The organism is Streptomyces sp. WM6378, assembly GCF_001279695.1.
GTDB lineage: Bacteria > Actinomycetota > Actinomycetes > Streptomycetales > Streptomycetaceae > Streptomyces.
Map to the genome: position 1 here is coordinate 33,263 of NZ_LGDD01000314.1, position 21,145 is coordinate 54,407.

The 21,145-nt window shown below is 69.9% G+C and carries 21 protein-coding genes and 1 pseudogene; 8 read left to right on the top strand and 14 right to left on the bottom strand.

Annotated elements, in window-relative coordinates; all coding sequences use genetic code 11:
* Positions 1-36: 36 nt before the first annotated feature.
* A complete protein-coding gene (locus tag ADK54_RS31450; protein ID WP_053729161.1) occupies positions 37-486 on the bottom strand; it encodes a GNAT family N-acetyltransferase in 450 nt (149 codons plus the stop codon).
* Between the two features lie 3 nt (positions 487-489).
* Positions 490-1,659 (bottom strand): helix-turn-helix domain-containing protein, encoded by a 1,170-nt coding sequence (locus ADK54_RS31455; protein WP_234392279.1) that lies wholly within the window; start codon positions 1,657-1,659, stop codon positions 490-492.
* A 137-nt stretch (positions 1,660-1,796) separates the two neighbouring features.
* Between ADK54_RS31455 and ADK54_RS31460 the strand changes: the two genes are divergently transcribed.
* The 4 genes from ADK54_RS31460 to ADK54_RS31475 all read left to right on the top strand — a co-directional run bounded on the left by ADK54_RS31460 (position 1,797) and on the right by ADK54_RS31475 (position 4,797).
* Entirely contained in the window at positions 1,797-2,294 is a 498-nt protein-coding gene (locus ADK54_RS31460) for a hypothetical protein (RefSeq protein WP_053729162.1), read from the top strand.
* Complete coding sequence (locus ADK54_RS31465) at positions 2,291-2,779, top strand: hypothetical protein (protein ID WP_053729163.1); 489 nt, start codon at positions 2,291-2,293, stop codon at positions 2,777-2,779. Before ADK54_RS31460 ends, ADK54_RS31465 begins: the two co-directional genes overlap by 4 nt.
* A 39-nt stretch (positions 2,780-2,818) precedes the next feature.
* On the top strand, positions 2,819-3,826 hold the full coding sequence (locus tag ADK54_RS31470) for an NAD(P)H-dependent glycerol-3-phosphate dehydrogenase (RefSeq protein WP_053729164.1): 1,008 nt from the start codon (positions 2,819-2,821) through the stop codon (positions 3,824-3,826).
* 650 nt (positions 3,827-4,476) lie between these two features.
* A complete protein-coding gene (locus ADK54_RS31475; RefSeq protein WP_159047956.1) occupies positions 4,477-4,797 on the top strand; it encodes a hypothetical protein in 321 nt (106 codons plus the stop codon).
* Positions 4,798-5,280: 483 nt separating this feature from the next.
* Here the strand turns inward: ADK54_RS31475 and ADK54_RS31480 are convergent, their stop codons facing one another.
* The 3 genes from ADK54_RS31480 to ADK54_RS31490 all read right to left on the bottom strand — a co-directional run bounded on the left by ADK54_RS31480 (position 5,281) and on the right by ADK54_RS31490 (position 8,040).
* Positions 5,281-6,180 (bottom strand): replication-relaxation family protein, encoded by a 900-nt coding sequence (locus ADK54_RS31480; RefSeq protein WP_053729166.1) that lies wholly within the window; start codon positions 6,178-6,180, stop codon positions 5,281-5,283.
* A 484-nt stretch (positions 6,181-6,664) separates the two neighbouring features.
* Positions 6,665-7,582 (bottom strand): helix-turn-helix transcriptional regulator, encoded by a 918-nt coding sequence (locus tag ADK54_RS31485; protein ID WP_053729184.1) that lies wholly within the window; start codon positions 7,580-7,582, stop codon positions 6,665-6,667.
* A gap of 98 nt (positions 7,583-7,680) precedes the next feature.
* Positions 7,681-8,040 carry a hypothetical protein gene (locus ADK54_RS31490; protein WP_053729167.1) on the bottom strand — a complete coding sequence of 120 codons (360 nt, stop codon included), beginning with the start codon at positions 8,038-8,040 and terminating at the stop codon, positions 7,681-7,683.
* A gap of 5 nt (positions 8,041-8,045) precedes the next feature.
* Here ADK54_RS31490 and ADK54_RS47830 point away from each other — a divergent pair, with 5 nt between their 5' ends.
* Both ADK54_RS47830 and ADK54_RS31500 read left to right on the top strand, forming a co-directional pair.
* Positions 8,046-8,471 carry a hypothetical protein gene (locus ADK54_RS47830; RefSeq protein ID WP_234392280.1) on the top strand — a complete coding sequence of 142 codons (426 nt, stop codon included), beginning with the start codon at positions 8,046-8,048 and terminating at the stop codon, positions 8,469-8,471.
* A 308-nt stretch (positions 8,472-8,779) separates the two neighbouring features.
* A complete protein-coding gene (locus ADK54_RS31500; protein WP_078966781.1) occupies positions 8,780-10,969 on the top strand; it encodes a ricin-type beta-trefoil lectin domain protein in 2,190 nt (729 codons plus the stop codon).
* Positions 10,970-10,977: 8 nt separating this feature from the next.
* Here ADK54_RS31500 and ADK54_RS31505 read toward each other — a convergent pair whose 3' ends face one another.
* From ADK54_RS31505 to ADK54_RS48935, 9 genes and pseudogenes are all read right to left on the bottom strand, one after another.
* Entirely contained in the window at positions 10,978-11,451 is a 474-nt protein-coding gene (locus ADK54_RS31505; protein ID WP_053729170.1) for a hypothetical protein, read from the bottom strand.
* A 326-nt stretch (positions 11,452-11,777) separates the two neighbouring features.
* On the bottom strand, positions 11,778-12,326 hold the full coding sequence (locus ADK54_RS31510) for a single-stranded DNA-binding protein (RefSeq protein ID WP_053729171.1): 549 nt from the start codon (positions 12,324-12,326) through the stop codon (positions 11,778-11,780).
* 215 nt (positions 12,327-12,541) lie between these two features.
* Positions 12,542-12,913: a hypothetical protein gene (locus ADK54_RS31515; RefSeq protein ID WP_053729172.1), complete on the bottom strand. Its 372-nt coding sequence runs from the start codon at positions 12,911-12,913 to the stop codon at positions 12,542-12,544.
* 144 nt (positions 12,914-13,057) lie between these two features.
* Positions 13,058-13,357: a hypothetical protein gene (locus ADK54_RS31520; protein WP_053729173.1), complete on the bottom strand. Its 300-nt coding sequence runs from the start codon at positions 13,355-13,357 to the stop codon at positions 13,058-13,060.
* Between the two features lie 196 nt (positions 13,358-13,553).
* Positions 13,554-15,011 carry a ParB N-terminal domain-containing protein gene (locus ADK54_RS31525; RefSeq protein WP_053729174.1) on the bottom strand — a complete coding sequence of 486 codons (1,458 nt, stop codon included), beginning with the start codon at positions 15,009-15,011 and terminating at the stop codon, positions 13,554-13,556.
* Positions 15,012-15,191: 180 nt separating this feature from the next.
* Positions 15,192-15,380, bottom strand: a complete 189-nt coding sequence (locus ADK54_RS46385) for a hypothetical protein (RefSeq protein WP_159047957.1) — start codon at positions 15,378-15,380, stop codon at positions 15,192-15,194.
* 32 nt (positions 15,381-15,412) lie between these two features.
* A complete protein-coding gene (locus ADK54_RS31530) occupies positions 15,413-15,937 on the bottom strand; it encodes a hypothetical protein (RefSeq protein ID WP_053729175.1) in 525 nt (174 codons plus the stop codon).
* Between the two features lie 150 nt (positions 15,938-16,087).
* Positions 16,088-16,297 carry a hypothetical protein gene (locus tag ADK54_RS31535; RefSeq protein WP_053729176.1) on the bottom strand — a complete coding sequence of 70 codons (210 nt, stop codon included), beginning with the start codon at positions 16,295-16,297 and terminating at the stop codon, positions 16,088-16,090.
* 47 nt (positions 16,298-16,344) lie between these two features.
* Positions 16,345-18,164: pseudogene (locus ADK54_RS48935) on the bottom strand (IS481 family transposase).
* A 1,317-nt stretch (positions 18,165-19,481) separates the two neighbouring features.
* Here ADK54_RS48935 and ADK54_RS31545 point away from each other — a divergent pair.
* Both ADK54_RS31545 and ADK54_RS46390 read left to right on the top strand, forming a co-directional pair.
* Positions 19,482-20,726: a pentapeptide repeat-containing protein gene (locus ADK54_RS31545; protein WP_053729177.1), complete on the top strand. Its 1,245-nt coding sequence runs from the start codon at positions 19,482-19,484 to the stop codon at positions 20,724-20,726.
* A gap of 179 nt (positions 20,727-20,905) precedes the next feature.
* A partial coding sequence (locus ADK54_RS46390) for a helix-turn-helix domain-containing protein (protein ID WP_267887055.1) occupies positions 20,906-21,145 on the top strand: 240 nt, incomplete at its 3' end.

A 21,145-nucleotide genomic window follows, 5' to 3' on the forward strand; every position in this document is an offset into this window, starting at 1 on the left:
CACCGACGTCGCGATCGACGGTGGTCTGAGCCCCGGCTACAGCTCCATGCGGTAGAACACTTTGTCGCCCTTCGGAGCCACGCCGTAAGCCTCGTAGAAGTCGAGCGCTGGCGGGTTGTCGGCGTCGCCGGTCCACTCGATTCGTGAGCAGCCTGCCGCGGCTGCCTCTTCCTTCAGTCGGGCCATGAGTAGCTGGGCGATGCCGCGTCGTCGGGCAGGCTCCCGTACGTACAGCTCCTTGAGGTAGAGCGAGGTGTCGGCCCCGGCTGCCGGCCACAGCAGAGAGTAGGAGGCCAGGCCCAGGACCTGGTTGTCGTCGCGAGCGAGGAGGACGGTTGCTGCTGGCTGTTGCGAGAACAGGGCGGTCCGGATCTGGTTGACGTTGCCGGGAGTCTCGGCGCCTCCGTAGTAGGCCTCGATCTCTCCGAGGATCTCCGAGATCACATCGGCGTCTGCTTCGGTGGCCCGGTCAATCGCTACCGTCATCAGCTATCCCTCTCCCGCGGGTAGCGCCAGCACCTCCCGTAGCACTGTGCCTTCGGGCAGGGTCCGCGCGCCGGGGACTCTATCCGCCAGTTCCCGCGCCCGGTAGATGATCAGCGGGCTCCGGTGCTCCTGCGGGAGGGCCACGATGGTGGCCGTGGCGTGGGCCGCGGCTGTGGCGAGGTCGCCGTCGATCGCGTAGCACATGGCCTGATCGAGGCCGATGAACGCCCGGTCGGTGTGGTCGCCCAGCGGGTACAACTCCAGCGCCCGCTCCTGCTCGGCACGGGCCCGCCCCGTCTGGTGCAGATGCGTCCAGGCGTTCCCGGCGTGGAAGCGCAGCTGCGACTCGGAGTACCCGAACGCCGACCCAGTGCGCAGCTCGCTGTCGAGCCGTTCCAGCGCCGCCTCGCCGGCCCGCAGCGCGATATCCGTCTCTTCCCTCCGGCCGAGACGGGCGTGCGCCCGGGCCTCCAGCGGAGCAGCCAGAGCCGGCCCGACGCACGGCAACCCGCCGGCCAGATGCCGGGCCCGGACGGCCAGCTCGACCGCGCCGTACAGGTCGCCTCCGTAGTAGAGCTGGTAGGCCTCCTGCGCGTACATCCACGACAGGGCCGTCCGGTCCTCGGCCGCCGCGGCGGCTGCTCGTCCGGTGCGCCACCACTTGCAGGCCGCGGGGTCGCCGAGCTTCAGCAGCGTGAGGGCCATGAGACCGGACATCTGCGCTGCGGCCACCGTCAGGCGCCGTCGCACCGGTGCGGGGTGCCGGTGTGCCAGGAGCCGGTTGAGATCGGCGAAGTCGGCAATGAGTTCGGGCAGTTGCTCGCGCTCGGGCCGAATGCGGGTGGCTCTGCCATGGCGGGCCACGGCGTACTCCACCTCCTCTATCGACATCGCCGTCAGGGGGCCCGCAGCGAGAGCGTCGAGAAGTCCGGCCTGGAGGGCGGCGGCCTGCGCGGACAGCGACGCCCTCGGTGGTACGGCGGCCAGTGTGCGCAGTTCCCCGTCGGCGCCGAGGGCCTCGTCGAGAGCCGCGGCCATGGCGGGAGACGGTGCCTTCCTGTCCTGTTCGAGATCGCTGACGTAGCTCTTGCCGCAGTTCGCGAGGTGAGCCACGTCACGTAGCGACCGCGTGCCGCGCAGGCGCCTGAGGGCCTCGCCGAACGACTCGTCCATAAGGATCTTCCCGTGCTGTCCGCCGTGTCCGCCAGGCAGCGGACACCAGCGGACGCCCATTCCCTGTCCATCACAGTGCGTATCAGAAACGCTACTCCCAACACGCCATCCAATACGGGGACTTGAGAGAGGCCACCATGCGCGCCATCAGCACCGACGCCGAGCGAGAGGCCGCCGCCGCGGCGTGGCTGGCCGACAGCCTCAACCGTCCGGGCGACGCGCGCCGGCAGTGGACGGACGGCCGCCTCGCCGTCCTCGCACTCGGCCGACGTTTCTCCGCTGTCCGCCTGGCCGATGAGCTGGTGTACGCCATGGCGGCCGGCGCGGAACCGGCGACCGCCAGCACGGTCTTGCAGTCGCTGCGCGGGCCCGTCATCCACGACCCGCGCGGGCGCCGCTTCTACGCCCTCGTGCCGAGCTCCCCGCCCGGCCCCAGCCTCGGCCGGTACGCGACGTACCTCGGTCTCGGCCACTACATCGGCGTGCCCAGGATCGGGGACAACGAGCCGGATGGAACCCGCGCGAGCTACTGGGCCGTACCCCCTACCGGCCCGGGCGCCCTGTGCGACCCGATCCGGCTCAGCACAATGATCGAGACAGGCAGCGCCACACTCGACAGCCGGTCCGAGGCATGACCGCATCACAGGGATACCTCACCATCGAGCCCACCCCACAGCTGCTCCGGTTGCTCGCGTCAGAGGGCACCCATACCTGGATCGCCACGCGACCTCCCCACTACCACGCGTATCTGCTGCTGACTCACCCGGCCGGAATCCTCCGCTGCGACAACGAGACGATCGAGGCCCGCATGCGCGGCCTGGCCGCAGCTCTCCAACTGACCGCGTCAGACCACTCCTTGCACGACATCGGCGACCGCCTGCACCTGCACAACGCCGCCGACGTGACCCTGAGCCTCGACGGATGCCCCCACCAGTTGCTTAGCCCGGTCGACGACTCCTGGGCGCGCTGCGTTTCCGCTGGCGGCCCGGTCACTGTCGCCGTAGGCCTGGAGGCCCTGCCCGCCAAGGCATCCCGAGCCGTGGTCCGTGACTACTGCGTCAACAGCTGGTCCGCCGGCCGGCTGTTACTCGGCACGACCTGGGCCCGCAGCACCCCATAAGCTCCCTCACTCAATCCCCGACGCACCACAAGGACCTCGATGAAGATCGCCATTCTGTCGGCCGGGTCGTGGGGGACGGCCTTCGCGGCGGTCCTCGCCGACGCCGCCGGCAACGACGTCCTGCTGCATGCCCGCCGCGACGAGATTGCCGACGCGATCAACAACCGTCATGAGAACCCCGCTTACCTGCCGGGGATCGCGCTGCCGACGACGCTGTGCGCCACCACCGACCCCGCCGAGGCCCTGGTCGGGGCCGACTTCATGGTGGTGTCCATCCCGGCCCAGTCGCTGCGCGCCAACCTCACCCAGTGGGCGCCGCTGATCGAGCCGCAAACCGTGGTGGTGAGCCTGATGAAAGGCATCGAGACCCACAGTGGCCTGCGCATGTCCGAGCTCATCACCGAGGTGACCCGGGTGCCCGCGGACCGGGTGGCGGTCGTGTCCGGACCGAACCTGGCCCGCGAGATCGCAGAGAAACAGCCCGCCGCCTCCGTCATCGCCAGCACCGATGAAACCGTGGCCAAGACCCTGCAACAGGCCTGCCTGACCACCTACTTCCGGCCCTATACCAACACGGACGTTGTCGGCTGCGAACTCGGCGGCGCGGTCAAGAATGTCATCGCGCTCGCCGTCGGCCTGGCGGGCGGCATGGGACTGGGCGACAACGCCACCGCCCTCCTCATGACCCGCGGCCTCGCCGAAACCGCACGCCTCGGCGTCATTCTCGGGGCCGACCCCCTCACCTTCTCCGGCCTCGCCGGCGTCGGCGACCTCATCACCACCTGCTCCTCGCCACTGTCCCGCAACCGTACGTTCGGTGAACGCCTCGGTCAGGGCATGACGGTGGACGAGGCGACCGTGGCCACGAAGCAGACGGCGGAGGGCGTGAAGTCGTCCGCGGCGTTGTTGGCCCTCGCACACCGCTACGGGGTGGAGATGCCCATCACCGAGGTCGTGGTCGACGTCATCAAGGGGCGTATCAACGTCATGCAGGCAGCCGACCGCCTGCTGGCCCGGGCACCCAAGCCGGAACGCTACGGCTCCTGAGCTGCCGGTCGGCAGGCCCGACGTCAGCAAGGGAAGCCTCCTCGGCGGGTCAGGCTATCGGCCAGGGTTCGGCGGGCGGACAGGTAGGCGGAGTTGGGAGGGGCGCCGGCCGGGCCGCTCCCGGCACGTTCGGTGTCCCAGCTCTCATCCCATGCGCTGTGCGAGGTGAGCAGTCTGGGAGCGGGAGCCGTGTCCTGCGCGGTGGGAAGCTGAGCACGGACGCCGGGCAGAGCACCGTGGCGGCCGCGCGCCTGCCAGGGGGCACCGCCGAGCTGCTCCCACCGGCTGGGCAGGGGGCGGCCGTCGGGGTCCAGCCAGAGGCGGAGGCGGACCAGTGCCCAGCCGAGCGGGCGGCGTACGCGTGCGGACCAGGTGTGCTCGACGGAGTCGGGGGAGTGGGCCAGTGCCCAGCCGACGTCAGCGCCGGACCAGCCCGCAGCAGCGAACGGTGCGACGAGCTTGGCCTGTTGCCCCGGCCGGATCCGGTCGAACGCACTGCCCGCAGGTACCTCTCGAGCCAGGAGCCGTGCCGCGTACCGTGCACGCGCCGCAGGACTGACCCGGCCGCGCCGGGACCGGGGAGCCCGAAGCGGATCGCGGTGCCGCTCGCGTCCGGCCCTCGTGGGGGGTAGGGGGGTAGTACCCCCGTGGTGAAAACCACGGTTTTGGGGTGCAGATCCTTCCCCAGCGTCTTCCTCGGCGATCTCTGGGATGCCCAGGGCACGATGGACCCGCCGGGCCCGCTCCACCGTTCGCTCGTGCTGACCGCGGCCGCGGCCGTCCGGCACGCGGCACGGCAGCGCAGCCTCGGCGACAACGGGAACGGTCAGCGCGTACAGCGGAACACTCCCTCGCGGATGGTCCGCGCCGGGAGCCCGGCCCTCCTCCAGCGTGGTCAGCAGCTGGCTGTGCCGCAGCAGTCGTACGGCCCGCTTGATCTGATGGACCGACACCTCGCGGCCCGCCAGTGAGGTCGCTTTCGCGGCGAGCGCCTCGCGACTGGCGCGCACCACGCAGGCGTCCTGGTGGGCCAGTGCCGTCATGGCGCGCACAATGTGCCCCACTACCTGACGCCAGTCGGCCCGCAGACCGTCAAGAGCCGGATGTACGAGGTGCGCCTGGTGCCACTCGCCTCCGTCTGCGGCAAGGCGCAGACCGTCGAAGAGCAGGCCACGGCAGAGCATCCGGCGCAGGATGCGCTGCCGGTCAGCGCGAAAACGGCGCGGCCCCCTCCCGCCCCGCCCCGCCTTGTTGACGTCACGCCCGGGCACACAGCTTTCTGGGGCGGCCGTGGCGTACGTGGCCGGGCCGGGACAGCCGGCCACTGGCTGGACGGGCAAGGAGATGCAGGCAGGCGGCATCGTGACTCCGTGCAGGGGGAACGTCTGCGAGCAGGTGCTTCCGGGCGAGGTCAGCTCAAGGCTGCTTCCGGCGCCCGCCGGGCGATCGGCCGCTCACAGGGACATCCAGCTGCACCGGCTGGAGCCGTTCGTCAACGGCAGCCATACATCGGCGGAAGCCGCCTGCTCTTCGATCTCTTCAAGGACCGCAGCGCCGAGCGGGACCGCCGCGGCGAACCGGCTCACGAGCGGGTGCTGACGCACCATCGCCTGAAGATCGGCGATCCGCTGCGCCAGCGCCCGCGGCCCGGCCCCCGTCAGCACGAACAGCACCCGCGGAAAAACGGGATAGCTGCGCTGCCACGGCACCATCAACCCGCCCGCACCTCCACCCTGACGCCGCCCGACCGGAGTTGAGGCCGGAGCGGCGTGGAAGCGCGCATAGGTGATCAGCTTCGCCGCCAAGCGCTCGGCGGACTCAGTAGCCCGGTCGACTTCCACAAACGCGCGCAGCAGCGCCCGGTCGGGGCCGGTACGGGTATAGCGCAGCAGCGCATCGGCGATCAGCATCCGCTCGCCGTCTGCGGCTCCATCCCGGACCGGGTGCGCAACCTCCGGCTCCCAGTCCAGGGGCGAGCACTCGTCCGCCCTCGCCCGGGCATCCTCGAGGAAAGCGACCGCGGTACGGGTCACCGTCAGGGTATGGACGCTGCGCAGCCCCAGCGGCCCCGTCCGGTACGGGCGCCGACCCCGGAACTGCGGCCAGGAAAGCACCGCTTGCTGCCCGCGCGCGGTCAGAGACCAGACGCTCTGATGGTGCGCACGCACGACGGACTGGGCGAGCTGCTCCGCGCGAAGCCTGCGCAGGCTCTGGCGGAGTGTCTCGGGATGCGGAGAGGGCGACACCATGGCCTGCAACTGCGCGGTGGTGGCCGCACGGTGCTGGAAGAGGTACTGCAGAAGCTGTTCCCGGGCGGGCGGTCGGACGGGGCGGTCCACGAGCGTGGTCGGCATGAGAACTCCGGGCGGTGCGTTGGACACGTGACCTTGGCGGGGGCGGCCGTCGCCGGCCGTACCCCCGTCCCTCAAGATCGCCGTGCCGCATACCGGCTCACTTACCACCGGCACCCTGTAGCGGTCTCAATGCGGCCACGACCGCTTACCACGCAGTCCAGCGCCGTGGTAAGCGGCCGTGGAAGGCGCCTGCACCAGGCGTCATGACAGCGATGAACACAGTTCGGGGAGGCGCCCGTTCGGCCATCGCCCCGAGTGGCCATGAACGCCCTGGACCGCAGATGGAGCGGGACTTCGAGCCGTGGTGAGAGAGCTGATGGCCGGCCCGCGGCGGGTACTGGACCCGCCGCGGAAGAAGGGGTTGGCGTTCCCCTTCTATACCGGCCATCAGGTGGTCATCCGGCCCGCCGGGGCGTCTCGTCGAGCCCACAGCCGAATGCCACAGTCACTGTATCCCGGGCCACGACCCGGTATGTGCCGTTATTTAGGTGGATGCTCGCTGGTTGGCGAGGTGCTCGAGGCGGGCGCGTTTCCAGGTGCGCTGGGGGCGTCCGCGGCCGCCCGGCTGGGCGATGAGGGCGTCGGGTTCCTCGAGTTCGGGGAGCCGGCCGCGCTTCAGGGCGCCGGTGAGGCTGGCTGCGCTGCTGTATCCGAGGATACGGGCGGCTTCCTCTGCCCCAAGGAGTTCGTCCGGGCTGCCGCTAGGGGCTGCCGGGGCGGTGCTCGTTCCGCGTGCCTGGGCCTGGCGCCGGATACGGGCGCGGGTCCACAGCTTCACGTCGGTGCCCCGCGGGCCCGGGCGGTCGGCGTCGGTCTCTTTGAGTTCGGGGAGGTTGCCCTGGTAGAGGGCGCTGGAGAAGCTGGCCAGGCTCTTGTAGCCGAGCAGGGCGGCGGCTTCCTTGGTGCCGAGGAGTTCGTCGTCGGGGCCGTCGGCGGCCACGGCCGGCAAGGGGGCTGCTTTGCTGGCGGAGCCGGTGCGCCGGCCCTTACCGGGGCGGCTGGCCACCCAGGCGGCGATGGTGGAGCGCCGCCACTTCATACCGGAGATGCTCTCGTCGGCGGCGGGGAAGTAGCCGGGCAGGTTCTTGAGCCACCAGTAGATGGTCGAGGGACTCAGGCCCAGAAGGCGGGACACCTCGGTGGTGGTGAGCAGCTCGCCCTGGTCGGCCGAGTAGAAGTCGGCGGGCAGCTTGTGGGCCGGCCGGGATGCCTCGCGGCCGGCGAAGAAAGCGGCGACGTCGTCGTACGCCCACAGGCGTTTGCGGCCCTCGCCCGGGCGGGCGTCGGGAAAGCCGCTGTTCTCGCGGTCGTTGTACCAGGTGCTGATGCGGGATTTGTGCGTGCCGAACTCCGCGCAGATCTGCGCGGTGTCCACGAGGCGCTCGCTCGCGGGCTTCGGCATCACGTTCTCCCAAGGCATTCGGACGGGTCCGCACCCCGCCGGGTGCGACAGGTTCCATAATGCCAAACGGGTGAGCGGGTGTCGAGGCCTCCGCCGGGTTACACGTCTTCTTCGGGAAGCAGGCACACCCCTACGGCGCCGGCGCGCCGCTCCAACGCGGTGTAGGCCATGGCGGCGGGCGATGCATCCCACAGGGCGAAGACGAGGTTGGAGATCGCCTCGCTGCGCGATGCGCCGTCCTCCCACGGGGCGCCGGCTTCCTGGCAGCGTATGGACAGCGCGTCATCGCTCAGGCCGCGGCAATCGGCGTGGGTGGCTCGCTGGACGTCCGCGAGGCCCGTGCACCAGATGCGGTGCCCGGTTTGGAGCGCTGCGGTGAGTTCGGCGGGGTCCTGGAGGTGGCGACTGGAAGCGGCGAGTTCCAGGAGCAGTTCGGTGGGGGTGCCCATCGCGTCCATGGTCGGTGTCCTTCGTGTCAGCAGGGAGTGTCGATGACGGGCTGGATGTCTTTGTCATTGTGTCGTGCAGTGAGGAGGGCTGGACGGGGCATTCAGGCGTGGGCTTGGCGGTCGTCGCAGAGTGTTCGTCCGGTCTGGTGTGCGGCGAGGTCGACAGGCTTGCGGGGTGGTTGGGTGAGTTGGGTTCGGACTTGGGTTTCGAGGGCGGTGAAGTCTTCTCCGGCGTCGGGGCAGATGATGCCGGTTCGGGTGTGCTGCAGGTGGCGGCGTGGCGGATGAGGCCGGTGATGCCCCAAGCCGGCGCGGAGGCGGTTGTCGCGGACGGTCTCGACCTCGGCGTACAGGGCGGCGAGCAGCAGACCACGCGGGCCGGCGAAGGAGCACGGACTGCACGCGTAGCTTTTCCGGACTGCTGCTCCCCGAATGCTTGATGCCTCTACCTTCCGGGCGGCTGGTTCAGGGCAAGGGTCCTTATTCCCAGGAGCCGTCCGTCTTGCCGTGCGCACCCTCAGAGGTGAACAGCGTCGTTCCCGACGACCGGCTTTCCCGCCAGCACGATGACCGGCACTGCCCTCGCCCGCCTGCGGAGCGCTACGCCGCGGCTCCGTGTGCCCCGCTCGGGTAGGGCGGCGTCCACTTGTGGAAGTGTCGGGGCGAGAAAGGTGCGCCCGTCATGAACATGCTAACTTCCTGGCTCCGTCGAATGTGTTGGCTCGACCCGAGTTGAACCAGGAGACCCATGACTGCCTCTTCTCGCTCTCTGCGAGCCCCGGGGGCCTTACGCCTCTCGTTAGCCGTCGGCACTGCGGCACTGCTCGTCCTCGGAAGCGCCGGTGCGGGCAGCGCCACCACTGGAGCCACGGGCGCCCGCGCCACGCATCCCACCCCACACGCAGACATCCCAACGGTCCGCGTCGCTCCTGCGCCCGTCCGCCTTCTCGCCGGCGACACCGCCGCCGAGGCCGCGCAGGCAGCGCGCCGCACCCACGTCGTGATCCGCGCCGATACCCCCGCAGGATCCCCGTCCGACGCTGCGGCCGACGACGTACGGGCGGCGCTCACCTCGGGAGCCGGCCCGGATGCCCAGCAGCGGGCGGCGGCGCGTTCCGGCCAGGGCGAGGGGGCTGACGCCGGCAGGCTGCAGCCACTCGCTGCCGGACTCCCGCCGCACATCAGCCTGGACGACTGCCGCGACCAGAAGACCCGCGGTGACGGCAGCGGCAAGTACCACGGCTGGGTGCGGGACCACTACTCGTACTGCCAGTGGCGCACCATCACCTACAGCGTCTACGACGCCTCCAAGGCCGTCTACTTCGGCAGCGTCAAGTTCCGGTCCACGCTGGTCGGCTGGGGCTCGCGCAGCAATGACCCGGCCACTGGGCGCCTCGTCGGGCTCCGGCTGGCCGTCGATAACTTCTCGACTCCTTACATGGATGGCGACGCGGGCAAGGGCAAGATTCCGGAGTTCAACCTGGGCATCGTGCTCGGCTCCCAACTGGAAGTCGGGATGGAATGCCTCGGGGATCCGAAACCCGCCACATCCTGTGCCCAACGCAGCGGCAGCTATCAGGCCGCGCCTGTCGCCGCCTGGACCGCACTGAGCCGGGCCGGGCGTACCACGTACTCGTACTCCTTCGGCTCCGACCCGTCGGCCGGCGACCAGAAGACCCGCGAGAAGCTGGCGACCGCCGTGTTCGCCGGGATCTTCCAGCCGTACACCCCGGAGAACCCGCCGACGACGAGCCGCATCCAGGCGTGCGTCTCGGGGCACGAGGAAGTCGCCTGCACTGCACCGGATCTGGTGCGTTTCGACTCCGCACGCTACCTGTGGACGCCTCGGATCCAAGAGCAAGGCCTGGTGTTCAACCAGGGCACGGTCTTCCCACGCGTGATGCCGTTCCTCCGGTATCACACGAGCCCGTCCTACGGTATGCCGCAGGCGGCCCAGCACATCCTCGACGCGTTCACCCAGCCCGCGAACACCGACCCGAAGTGGCCGGGCAAGACGATCCCGGGCAAGTGGCCGGGCAAGGACTTCGTCCCGGGAACGCCCGGCGAGTTCCTCCACCGCATGACGGGAAACGCAAAGGCGGTCCGTCAGAACCGCTACTACGCGAGGAAGACCTGCATCGCCGTGTCGGCGCCGGCCGACTATGTCGTCGACCCGGTCACCGGGCAGCGCAGCCGCGAGTGCGACGAGTTCCCGTTCGCGTCGACGAAGGAGGGCGCGGCCGCGCGCGACAGCGCAGGAAACCTGTTGAACCGATACTCCGCGCGCGCTATCGACGGCTCGCAAAACCGTCTGGGGGGCAACGAGCTCGCCGACTGGTACGCGCTCGATCGCATCCTGGACGGTGACGAGTTCAGCATCGACGTGGTGAACGACGTCGATGCTGGGCGCTCTACCGGGTCTCCGGTCTCCGCGAACGGACCGGCCACCGCGAGGGCTGAGGCAAGCAGCCCCCCGAATGCCAGGGCACTGGCCGACCCGACCGATGCCTGGCACGGCCCGGTCAAGCTGTTCACCCATGCCAACGAGTACGTGCTGGCGGTCGCACAGGCCGGCGGCTCCGGCACTCGGACAGTGGAGTGGTCCGACCTCGACGGCGACGAGCAGTGGTGGTGGTTCGAGGACGGGCCGGGCGGAACGACGATCCTGCACCCGGCGCACGACACCTCGCTCTGCCTCGACGACGCAGGGAGCACCGTGAACGCGAGCCCGCTGCGCGTCGCCACGTGCAACAACACCTCCGCACAGCAATTCGTGTTCGCGAGGGTGCCACAGACGCGTCAGGACTTCACCCTGCGGCCCGCCTCGGACCAGGCACAGTGCATCGACGCGCTGCAACAGAACCAGGGTGACGTCCCCCAGATGTGGTCGTGCAGCGGAGTCCCGCAGCAACGCTGGGAGTTCGCCGAGGACGACTGATAGCTCGGTCACTCCGGCCAGTACTGCACCAGGTACCGCTCCGCCCCGGGCCCCTCCTCGTCGAGGTCGGCAAAGTCCGGGGCGGAGCGCCCCGCAGCTCTAGCCCGCACCACGTACGGCCCCGGAGGCATCATCGGAAATCCGGCCGAGGTGAACGCCGGGCCCCCAGGGCCCATGTCCCCGGCGAACAGTTCGTCCATGACACCCCATCGGCCGCACGACTCCCACCCCCATCCCGACTCCCGCTCCGCATCGCTCGGCGGCGCCGCATCCCACCCCTCGATCGCGAGCGTCACCAGCTCGCCACGCGTGAAGATCAGTATCTGATCCCCTCCCGGCCACCGAAACGCCTCGGCCTCGGGCTCCCGCTCCCGAGCGGACTCGGCCGCCAGGAGCTCCGTGTCCCCCTGCTGCGCCGCGTCCCCCACCAGCACCTCGTGACTCTCGGCACACACCACGGCCTCTACCCGGAACACTCGCATTGCTACCCCTTCGCCCGGCCGCGGGCTATCGCACCCGCTTGTGACAGCCACTTGACGATACAGACGGTGTTCATAACCGAAGGTCATCGATGTTCACCCGGAACGATCGGCGTGCCCCAGGTGGGCGGGGTGCGGTTGCGGGTGCGGGCGAGTCGATCAAAGGGTCGACGCACAGACCCCAATTGACCACGACATCGACATCGGACAACAGCGGGCCAAACGAGGACTGTTGAGAGGAAGGCGTGGCGCCGGGCTTGGCGAATATCCTCGTGGAGGGCGAGAAGAGGAGGGCCGGGCGGCAGGGCACGCCCTCCCGGGGGGTAGGGTTACCGGCCCCCAGGGGCGCGGACCGCTGCATCGGCGCTGGCGGGCGCGAATCCGGGCCAGCCCTGGGAGCGTTCGGTTTCCCACCAGCGGGGCCGGGTGTCCGTCCGCGCACTGCGGGCGGGCGCGGCGGCGGGCTGCGGTGCGGGGCGCGCGGCTGGGATGGCGGCGGGTTGCGGTGTGCTGATGGGGGCGGCGGCCTGGGGGCTGGGCAGGCTCTGCTCGGTGTAGGCGATGCGCTGGCGCAGACTGATGCCGAGCTCGTCGACGCTGAACCACACCGTGCTGTCACGGACTTCGGTGACGCGGCCGTGCACGAGGACGGCGACGCCGTCGGTCAGCGATTCGGCTGCGTTGCGTGCCAGGTCCCGCCACACGGTGCAGATGTAGGCGACGGTCTTCCCGTCGCGCCAGGCCCTGGCCCGGGCATCCCATTCGCGCGGGCGGGCGGTGAGCCGGAAGCGGGCGATGACGGTGCCCGTCTCGGTGATGCGGCATTCGACGTCGCCGGTCACGGTGCCGCTGACGGGCACCAGGGGAGCGGTGGACATCCGGGGACCTCCATGGATGCGAGGGGCGCAGGCCTTCGTGCGGGTGGTGTTGCGGGCAGCACCGCAGGGTCGGGAACGGTGTGTATCGGGCGGGCCGGTGCTGGCGGCCGGTCGGCCGGGAGGTGCGGGGTCGGGCAGTGGACGGGCCCTGGTGTGGGGCGCGGGAACAGCGGGGTGTCGGGCTGTTCCCGCGCGGTGCGGGTCGCGGGCCGGGCTTAGGCGTCGAGGAGTTCGATGCATCCGGCGGGGATGCCCTTGCCAGGGATGCGGAAGCGTGCGGTGTCGTCGGGGACGGTGAAGGTGGTGCGGGGGTCGCGGCGCAGGGCGTTGGTGGAGTCCTCGTCGAGGAGGAACTGCCAGCGGGTGGCGCCCCGGTTGGGTTCCTGGACGGTGCCGGTCAGTCCGGCGAGGAAGGCGGGCCGGATGCCGGCGATCCTGGCGCGGCGGCCGGAGGCGATGACGGGCCGGGCTTCGCGGTCCAGGGTGAGGAGCTGCTGGGCACAGGCTTCCTGGACGGCCGCGATGTCGGCACGGCCGGGCAGCTTGCGGATGTAGGCGCAGACGTCGGTGAGCGTGGTGTCGGACATGGTGATCTCCTTGGTGTGTGAAGGACGGCCGGGCAAGGCCAGGGCCGGACCGGGCAGGCGGGGCTATGCGGCGGCTGCTGCGGGCCTGGGTGACCGGGGCCGTCCATGGGCGGTGACGGCCCCGGCTGCGGGGGCGGGTGCTGTTCAGGCCGTGGTGGGGGGGGTGCGGGGGGTCGGGGTGAAGCGGCGGGCGAGGCGGCGCAGTCGGCGCTTGGTGTCGTCTCCGCCGCCGTTCTTCCACCAGCGCCAGACGTAGTACGCGGTGAGTGCCGCGTCGGTGGCGGTGTGCAGGGGGTTGCCCTGGAGAAAGTCGGCGATGCCCCGGATGAGCAGAGCCAGCGTGAGCAGGGCGTAGAAGTGGCGCGCGGCGAGATGGCCGGTGAGTGCGCCGGTGAGCGCGCACAGGCCAAGTGCGGCGGGGATGTAGACGGTTGCGACGTTCATGTGGTCGGCCTTCCGTGGCGGGATGTGCCGGAGGTGCTGCCAGGACAGGAGCGCGCTGGCCGGGCCCAGCGCAGGTCTGGTGAGGGGCGGTCAGGCCCAGTTCTCGGGGGCGGGCCGTAGAGGTTCGAACTCGGCGGTCTCTTCGGGGGTGGCCGGGGCGGCCCGGCGGTGCGCGCCGCCCCGTGCCGGGTGCGGGTCAGGCGGTCCGGTCGGGGGTGTTGCTGGTGGGCCGGTATCGGGTGACGGCCTGGTCTTCGACCTCGGAGAGGGCGTAGTCGTTGGTGTCCTGGCCGAGGGATTCCAGGAGCAGCAGCCATGCGGCGGCGTTGGGGCCGGGGTCGGTCCAGGCCTTGTCCTCGCGCAGGTCGTACTCGAAGGCGGCGGCGACGTTGGCGAACAGGAGCGCGGTGTCCCGGGACTTGGGCGCGTTCAGCGGCGCCGGGCTGCTGTCGGGCTTGGCTCCGAGGATCGCGCCGAGGACCTCGGGGTCGCGCTTGTCGGCGCAGCGGGTCACGAAGTGCTGGAGGACGAAGGTGCGGGCGGTTTCGGGCAGGGTCTTGGCGCGGCAGAGTTTGGTGAGGAAGGCGTGCCGGAGCGCGCGTGCGGCCTTCCATGCCCGGGTGCTGGCAATGGAGTTGCTGCGCTTGGCCGCTTCCTCGGGGGAGAGCGGGTTCTTCGCCTTCCGTGCCTCGGGGCGAATCTTGTGTCCGTGGGCGGCGGGGTCGGCGCAGTGCCACACCGGCTGGTGGGCTTCGTCCAGGCGGGCGCTGTGGTCGGGGCATCCGGCGTGGTTGGCCTCGGTGAGCGGGTTGCCCAGCGGGGTGGTCAGCTCCGACAGCGGCCGTGAGGTGTCCTTCTCACCGAAGGGCACATGGTTGCGGGACGGCAGAAGCCGGATCCCCGCCTCCTTCAGAGCCCCGATCGCCACCGCATGAGCCTGGATGTCGGCCAATTCGGCCTTGATCAGAGCCATCTCCTGATCCCAGTGCCCGCGCCCGCCCTCACCCTTCTCCCGGTCCCGGCGCAGCGCGCTCTGAAGCCGCCGCTCGGCACCCGGGACATCGGCGACCTCGGCGAGCTGCGCGGTCTGCTCCAAGTCCATACCCTCCGCCGACGCACGCCGCAGCGCCGCGTCGTTCAGCCGCTGTGCGGTGCGGGCGTGCTTGACCGCTCCCCGCCGCACCCTGAGGGCCTTGACGGCCCGGGTCTGTTCCACCTCGCTCATCCCGACCAGCGCGAGCTCGACGGAGCGGACCTTGTCCCGCTCGGCCATGCCCTTACGGTGGTCGTTCTCGATCAGGCTGAGCAGCCGGGTCCATCCGTCACGCCCCACGAGATCCGCGTGGACGTACGCGGGGACCTTGCGTACCTCGCGCTGCTCGGCGGCGGCGGTGGTGTTGGCGGCCTGCTGGGCCTGGGCCCGGCGCCAGCCCTTGAAAGCTCCGTACGTGCCGTCCGGGAGTGGCCGGACGCTGATCGGGTCCTGGATGCCGAGCGATGTGACGGAGCTGATGAGGGTCTCGTCCGGGGCGGTGTCGGTCTCGCGGGCGTTGCAGGTGTCGCGGACGATGTCCGCCGCGTCGAGGTAGACCACCGGGGGGAGGTCGTCGGACTCGGTGAGTTCTGCGAGCGGAGGGGCAATCGCGGTGGCCATGTGTGGCTCCCTGGAGGTGAGGTGACGGTCTTTCGGCGGTGTCGGAGGGTGCCACCCCGTCGACATGTTCAATAATACCTAGATTCTGGGGTGGGGCAACCTCTTTTTCAGTTGCCCCACCCCAGGGCCCGGCGCGGTCAGGCGGAAGGGAGCGCGGTGCTTCTGTCGGGGCCTGGCGGGTCAGCGGCCTCGTGCGGCGGCGTGGACGGGGCAGGCCAGGACCCGGCGTGCGTTGCCGTCGGGCCGGGGCAGGACGGCAACGACTTGGGTGCCGGGCGCTCCGCAGTCCACACACCGCCGGTCGGGGGTCACGGTGCGGGTGTCGGGCATGGCGCGTGTGGAGAGGTGACGTCTGGTGCGGTGTCTCATGCCTTCTCCTTCAGGGGTGCGGCGCGGGGTTGTTACTGCTGGTGCTGTGGGGCGTGGTACGGGCGGAGCAGCATGTTGCCGAGGTCGTCGGCGTCCGGCCAGCTGTCCGGTCGGGCTGAGGTGGACAGCAGCAGGCACGGCAGCCAGACGCCTTCGGGGGTGTCGTCCTCGGTGCGCAGGTCCTCGGGGTAGTTGTCGAAGCGGCTTCCCCCGTTGTCGAGGAGGCGGAGCACCTGCCGCAGGTCGAACGCGTCGAAGGGGCGGAAGTGGCTCCATGCGGCCTCCAGCTGGCTGCCGGCCTCGACGGGCGGCAGCCAGCGGTGGTTGAGCTCGAAGTCGTGCAGAACACGGCCAGTGGCGTCGCGGACCGTGCCGGGAGACAGGCGGGTGAGTGCGTCCCGTTCCGGGTCCAGATGCAGGGTGAGGTAGGCGGCACCGGGGAACTGCTGGCGCAGGGTGTCGGCGAGGAGCCGGGCCACGTCCTGGGCAGCCGCGCGCTGTATCCGTACGGCGTCCATCCAGGCGCCGAGACTGGTGTACGGGGTGGGGCTGGGCATGACGAACTCCCTGTTGGACAAGGCGGGAAGTGGGAGGGGCGGCGGACCGGCCGGCGGGTCGTGCCGGACCGGTCGTGTACATGCAGTGGGACTGCCGGAGGTACTGCGAGCCGGGCGATGGCAGGCCGGGTTACCGGCACGGTCGGGACCTCAGTCGGCGGGGTTCTGCTTCTGCCGCATCTCTTCGGCGCTCATCCGGCCGGTGACCTTGTCGTAGGGCAGCGTCGACGTTCCGGAATAGTGGTTCTGGTCGGCGTGGACGACGGTCCGGCCGGTGCCGTTGAACATGTGCGGAACGGTGAGGGTCTTGGGGTTGGCGCGCAGGACGGCGTACCATGGCTCTGTGAGGTATCGGGACATGTTTGACGGTTCGTCATCAGTGGTTGCTTGACGTACTGATGTGTGTCTCAGGAGATGCTTGACGCCCTCTGGCTGTCCTCGCGTTTGGATACGACTCGGATCTTGCTGATGGGGCCGGGATTCCTCCGCTCCTTGACGGCGATCTCTTCGCCTTCGTGGAGGATGCGGAAGTGGGTGTCCGCGATGATGACCGTGACCAGCTTGCCGGCGTTCTTCTTGCCGAGTTTCAGACGCTGGCTGGTGACCATGATCCGGCCGCTGTCGCTCACCCGTCGCTGCACCCGCATGGCCCCGGCCAACAAGGCCGGTGCGGGAAGGCGCCCGCTGGCGGTCCTGGCTCCGCGCAAGGAGGACAGTTGGCCGCGGCTCACGGGGCAGGGCCAGGTGCCGATGAGTGTCTCGTCGGCGATGGCGTGCATGAGGTGTCCATCGAGTCGCAGGGTGATTCGGCGTCCCGCGAAGCTGTTGCTGACCTGGTATTCCTCGCCCTTGAGGCTGATCAGGCCGTCGCGGTGGACGAGCCGGTCGACCTCAACGGCTTGACCAGCTGGCACGGTCGGTCTTCCGGTCTTGCCGTTGCTCCGTGGCAGCGCCGGGGCGGCCGGCGGCGGTCCAGCGGGCCGGGCTCCGCGCATGGTCAGCCAGCGCAGGTTCTCCTCGGTCAGCCGTGAGGGGACGGTCTTGACGAGGTGTCCGTCCAGGGTGAGGTGGATGCTGCGCTGGTCGGCCCAGATGGTGAGGGTGCGGCCGGCCATGGCGGGCGTGACAGCGGTCTTCTGGGAGTTGGGCACCAGGGTGAGGTGCCCGCTGGGCGGGACCCGGGCCTCGAACTCGACGGCGCCGGAACCCACTGGAGGTGGTGGCGGCGCCTCGATGACGCGAACAGCGAACGGCTCCGCCTCTATGCCCACATCGGCCTCTATGGGCGGTGTGGGATCGGGCCGGGCCGGGCCGGGCCGTTGGGCCGGAACAAGGTGGCGGGCACCGCCATGTCCAGTGACTGGTGGGGCCGCTGGTGGTTGTAGGCGGCAACCCATTCGTCGATCGACTGCTGGGCCGCTTCCTGGGACGCGAACGGCGCGACCTGGTCGAGGAACTCCTCCCGCAGGGTCTTATGAAACCGCTCAATCTTGCCGGTCGTCGTTGGTGAGCGTGGCTTGGTCCGCCGCGCGGTGATCCCGTTCTCCCGGCAGACCCGCTCGAACAGCACTTCCACCGGCTCCGGTCTGTTGTGCCGCCCGGTGAACTGCTTGCCGTTGTCGGTCAGGACCTCCGAGGGCACGCCGTAGCGGCGCATCGCCGCGGCGAACGCCTCGCAGACGGCCCGGCCGCTTGGCACTGCGACCACAGTGGCAATGACCACGAAGCGGGAGTGGTCGTCGATGCCGGTGACCATCTTGCACTCGCGGCCGTCCGCCAGCATGACGCCGCCGACCAGGTCCATCTGCCACAAATGCATCGGCGCTTCGCGCTGCCACCTGCGGTACTTGCGCTTGTGCTGCTGGACCTGGGCCTGGACCAGTCCGTTGCGGGTGAGCACCCGGTGCACAGTCGCCCGGGAGGGCGTCGGCGTCACCTCGCGTTGACCGAGCTCGTGGCGGATGCGGCGGGCGCCCCAACGGGGGTGCTGCCGCCGCAACTCGCAGATCGCGGCCTCGACGGACGACGGCAGCCGGGCCGGGCTGGTCCGCGGACGCCGCGAACGGTCCGTCAGCCCGGGGAGCCCTTCCTGCTCGAACCGCTTCCGCCAGGTGTGCAGCGACTGGCGGGTCGTGCCGTACCGCTCTGCGACCTCCCCGATCGGTGAACCGCCCAGAACTTCGCACACCGCGCGGTACCTGTACTGCGCCATCGCCTCCGGATCCATGCAGCCCCTCCCTCACCACGTCAACGAGAAGGAGGCCGTCAAGGATGTGCTGAGTCCAAAGCAGATCAACAGTTGAAAGACGTCAAGCATCTACCGAGAACAAGCGGTCAAGGAAGTCCTGAGCCGTTACAGAGCCACCGTGGGTAAGCGGCGCAAGTGTGCTGACACCTCCTCCCTATAGGGAGGAGGGCTCCTTCTCTTCCTGGCGTGGATCGCGGCGACGTGGACGGGGCCGGCGCGTGGTCCGAGCTGGCGAGACTTGGGTGCGGGCAAGTTGATCCGAGAGTTGGCTGTACCGGTGGCTCGATCGTTGATCCGGGCGTGGACCGAGACCACTGCCGAGGGTGGGACCGGCCCTTTTGCGATCTTGGCCGTTCGCGCTGGTCAGCTCCTGCGGGCAAGGACGGATCCGGCGCCGACACCTTCTTGTACGCGGTAGCCGTACAGGAGGTTGGGGTTCATGGAGGGGCGGCGCGGTGGCCGCGCGGTGGTGGGCGTGGAGTTCGGCCGGCCCCGCGGCGAGGACTGCGTGGGCCGGGCCTGGACGGGGCTCTGCGGGCGCCCCAGAGCCGTCCGTGGGCGGCTCTGGGGCCCCCTGGCTGGGGAAGCAGTTGTTCGGCGACTGGAGGGGCGTCTCGCGCGCTTACCGCGCCGACTGCGGTAGGGGCTGCGGTAGAGGCTGTACAACGGGCTGTACTAGAGGCTGCATCACTCCCCGTGACGCCCCATCATTCACGCAGGTCAGACCCCTTGGTACGCCGTCGTCGGAACCCCGACTTCCCTCCGTACGCTCTGCCTGGCCCTGATGCCTTGGGTTGGTGGGGGTAGTGGTGGGGGCGGGGCGGTGCGTGTCGGTGGGCGGGCGCTGCGCTGGCGGGGGTTGGGTGGGGCGTCGAGCCGGTGACCCGCCGCGACGGATCGTAGGCGCAGCCCCCTTGACCGCCCGTCACTCCGATGGAGGACAAGGGGGCGTCAGCCGTGGAATCGCAGGCTTGCCTACTGGACTGCCGTATCTGTTGCGCTATCTGCTGCACGATCTCCTGCGGGATCTCCTGCACTATCTGCTGCATCCCGGTTCCGGCACGCGACGGAAAACTCCAGGTCAGCCCTCATGGTGGGGCGTGGTGGGAGGTCAGGCATCCCCTTCTGCCCGTCCCCCTGCGCCCATTGATCAAGAAAGAGAGGGTGGGGTCTTGGGTGAGCGGGTGCGGCGGGGACGGGCGCCGTGGGGAGTTGGGGGTGCGCGGTCACGGGGCTGCCCGCGCGGCGAGGTGGACTGGCTGCAACCGTTGGTCTCCGCGGCTTGTCTTCACTGTCATGGCAGCCAAGCGAAGGCCGCGATCCGCCCTGAACGATGGGGAGTTACGGCTGTGGAGGGTCGGCTGGGCGCTGGGCCTCTCCTTCGCCGCTGCGGTCCTGGTCGCGGGCGGCATCTTCTACTGGCTGGTGGTGCTGCTCGACTTCAAGGAGATCGACACCAACGCCAAGCTCGACGCCACGACGCTCTTCGACCTGGTGAAACTCTCCTTCGGGGTGGTCGCAGGAGCCGGTGCGCTCGTCGCCCTGGTCGTCGCCTACCGCCGCCAGCGCGTCGACGAGGCCGGCGCTTACCGCGAGGCCACCCGGCTGCACACCGAGCGCTTCTCCCAGGCCGTCGACAAACTCGGCTCCGACTCACCCGCAGTCCGGCTCGGCGGCGTCCACGCACTGGCCGGCCTCGCCGACGACGCCCCCACCCACGACCTGCGCCAGACCTGCATCGACGTCCTGTGCGCCTACCTCCGCCTGCCCTTCCCTCCCGACCCGGGCGACCTTCCCGACCCCTTGCCCGACGGCACCTCACCCACCAAAGAACAGCGCGATGCACACCAGGACAAGAAAGACCGCCACCGCGCACTTCGTGAAGTCCGGCGGACGATCTTGAGCCTGACAGGAGACCACTACCGCATCCTCGAAGGCGCTCACCGCTCATGGCAAGGCTGCAACCTTGATCTCACTGGGGTCGACATCGACGGTGCTATGGACTTTACCGGCGCGGTGTTCTCCGGCGGCTTCGTGAACTTCGCCGACGCGACGTTCTCCGGCGGCTTCGTGAAATTCGACAGCGCGGTGTTCTCCGGCGGCCGCGTTGACTTCCGCCGCGCGGTGTTCTCCGGCAGCAGCGTTAGCTTCAACCACGCGGTGTTCTCCGGCGGCTTCGTGGACTTCGACAGCGCGGTGTTCTCCGACGGCACCGTGTACTTCGGCCATACGGTGTTCTCCGGCGGCACCGTTAGCTTCGACTGCGCGGTGTTCTCCGGCAGCAGCGTGACCTACGACTACGCGGTGTTCTCCGGCGGCACCGTGTACTTCTCCGGCGGCTTGACGTTCTCCGGCGGCTGCGTAAGTTTCTGCGCGACGTTCTCCGGCAGCTGCGTGTTCTTCGGCCCTTTGACCTTCTCCGGCGGCACTCTGGTCTTCCACAACTCCACGGGCCCGGCTCCGATCGGACTCCTCGCTGCCGTCGGTACCCCCGTTCCTGCAACGGTCTTCCTTCCTCCCGCTTGGTGCCCCTTTCCGTAGCACCCCGAGGCGGGGCGGAATCGGTCGTTAGCCCCTCCCCGGGCCGATCCCTGGGCGCTGTGAAGGCGTGCCTCTGCCGTGCCCGCCCCTGCGGGGGAAAGTACGTCGAAGGCGTCCTACTGACCTTTCCGATGGGTTGTCGGCGTGACGTCGGCGGTGGTCCGCGCTATGCCTGGGCTATGCGATACGCGCAAGGGGGTGGGCTCAGGGCCTATGAACAGGCCGCCCGTGAACGGGTACGGATGCTGGCGGCCGAGGGCTTTGAGCGGGGCGGGAAGAACACGGTCATCGCGAAGGATCTGCGGGTGAGTATCCGTTCGGTCGAACGCTGGAGGCGGGACTGGAGGGCTCACGGCAGGGCCGGTTTGCGTAGTTCGGGGCCTGCCAAGAGTCCGAAGGTGAGCCCTCAGGAGTTCGCC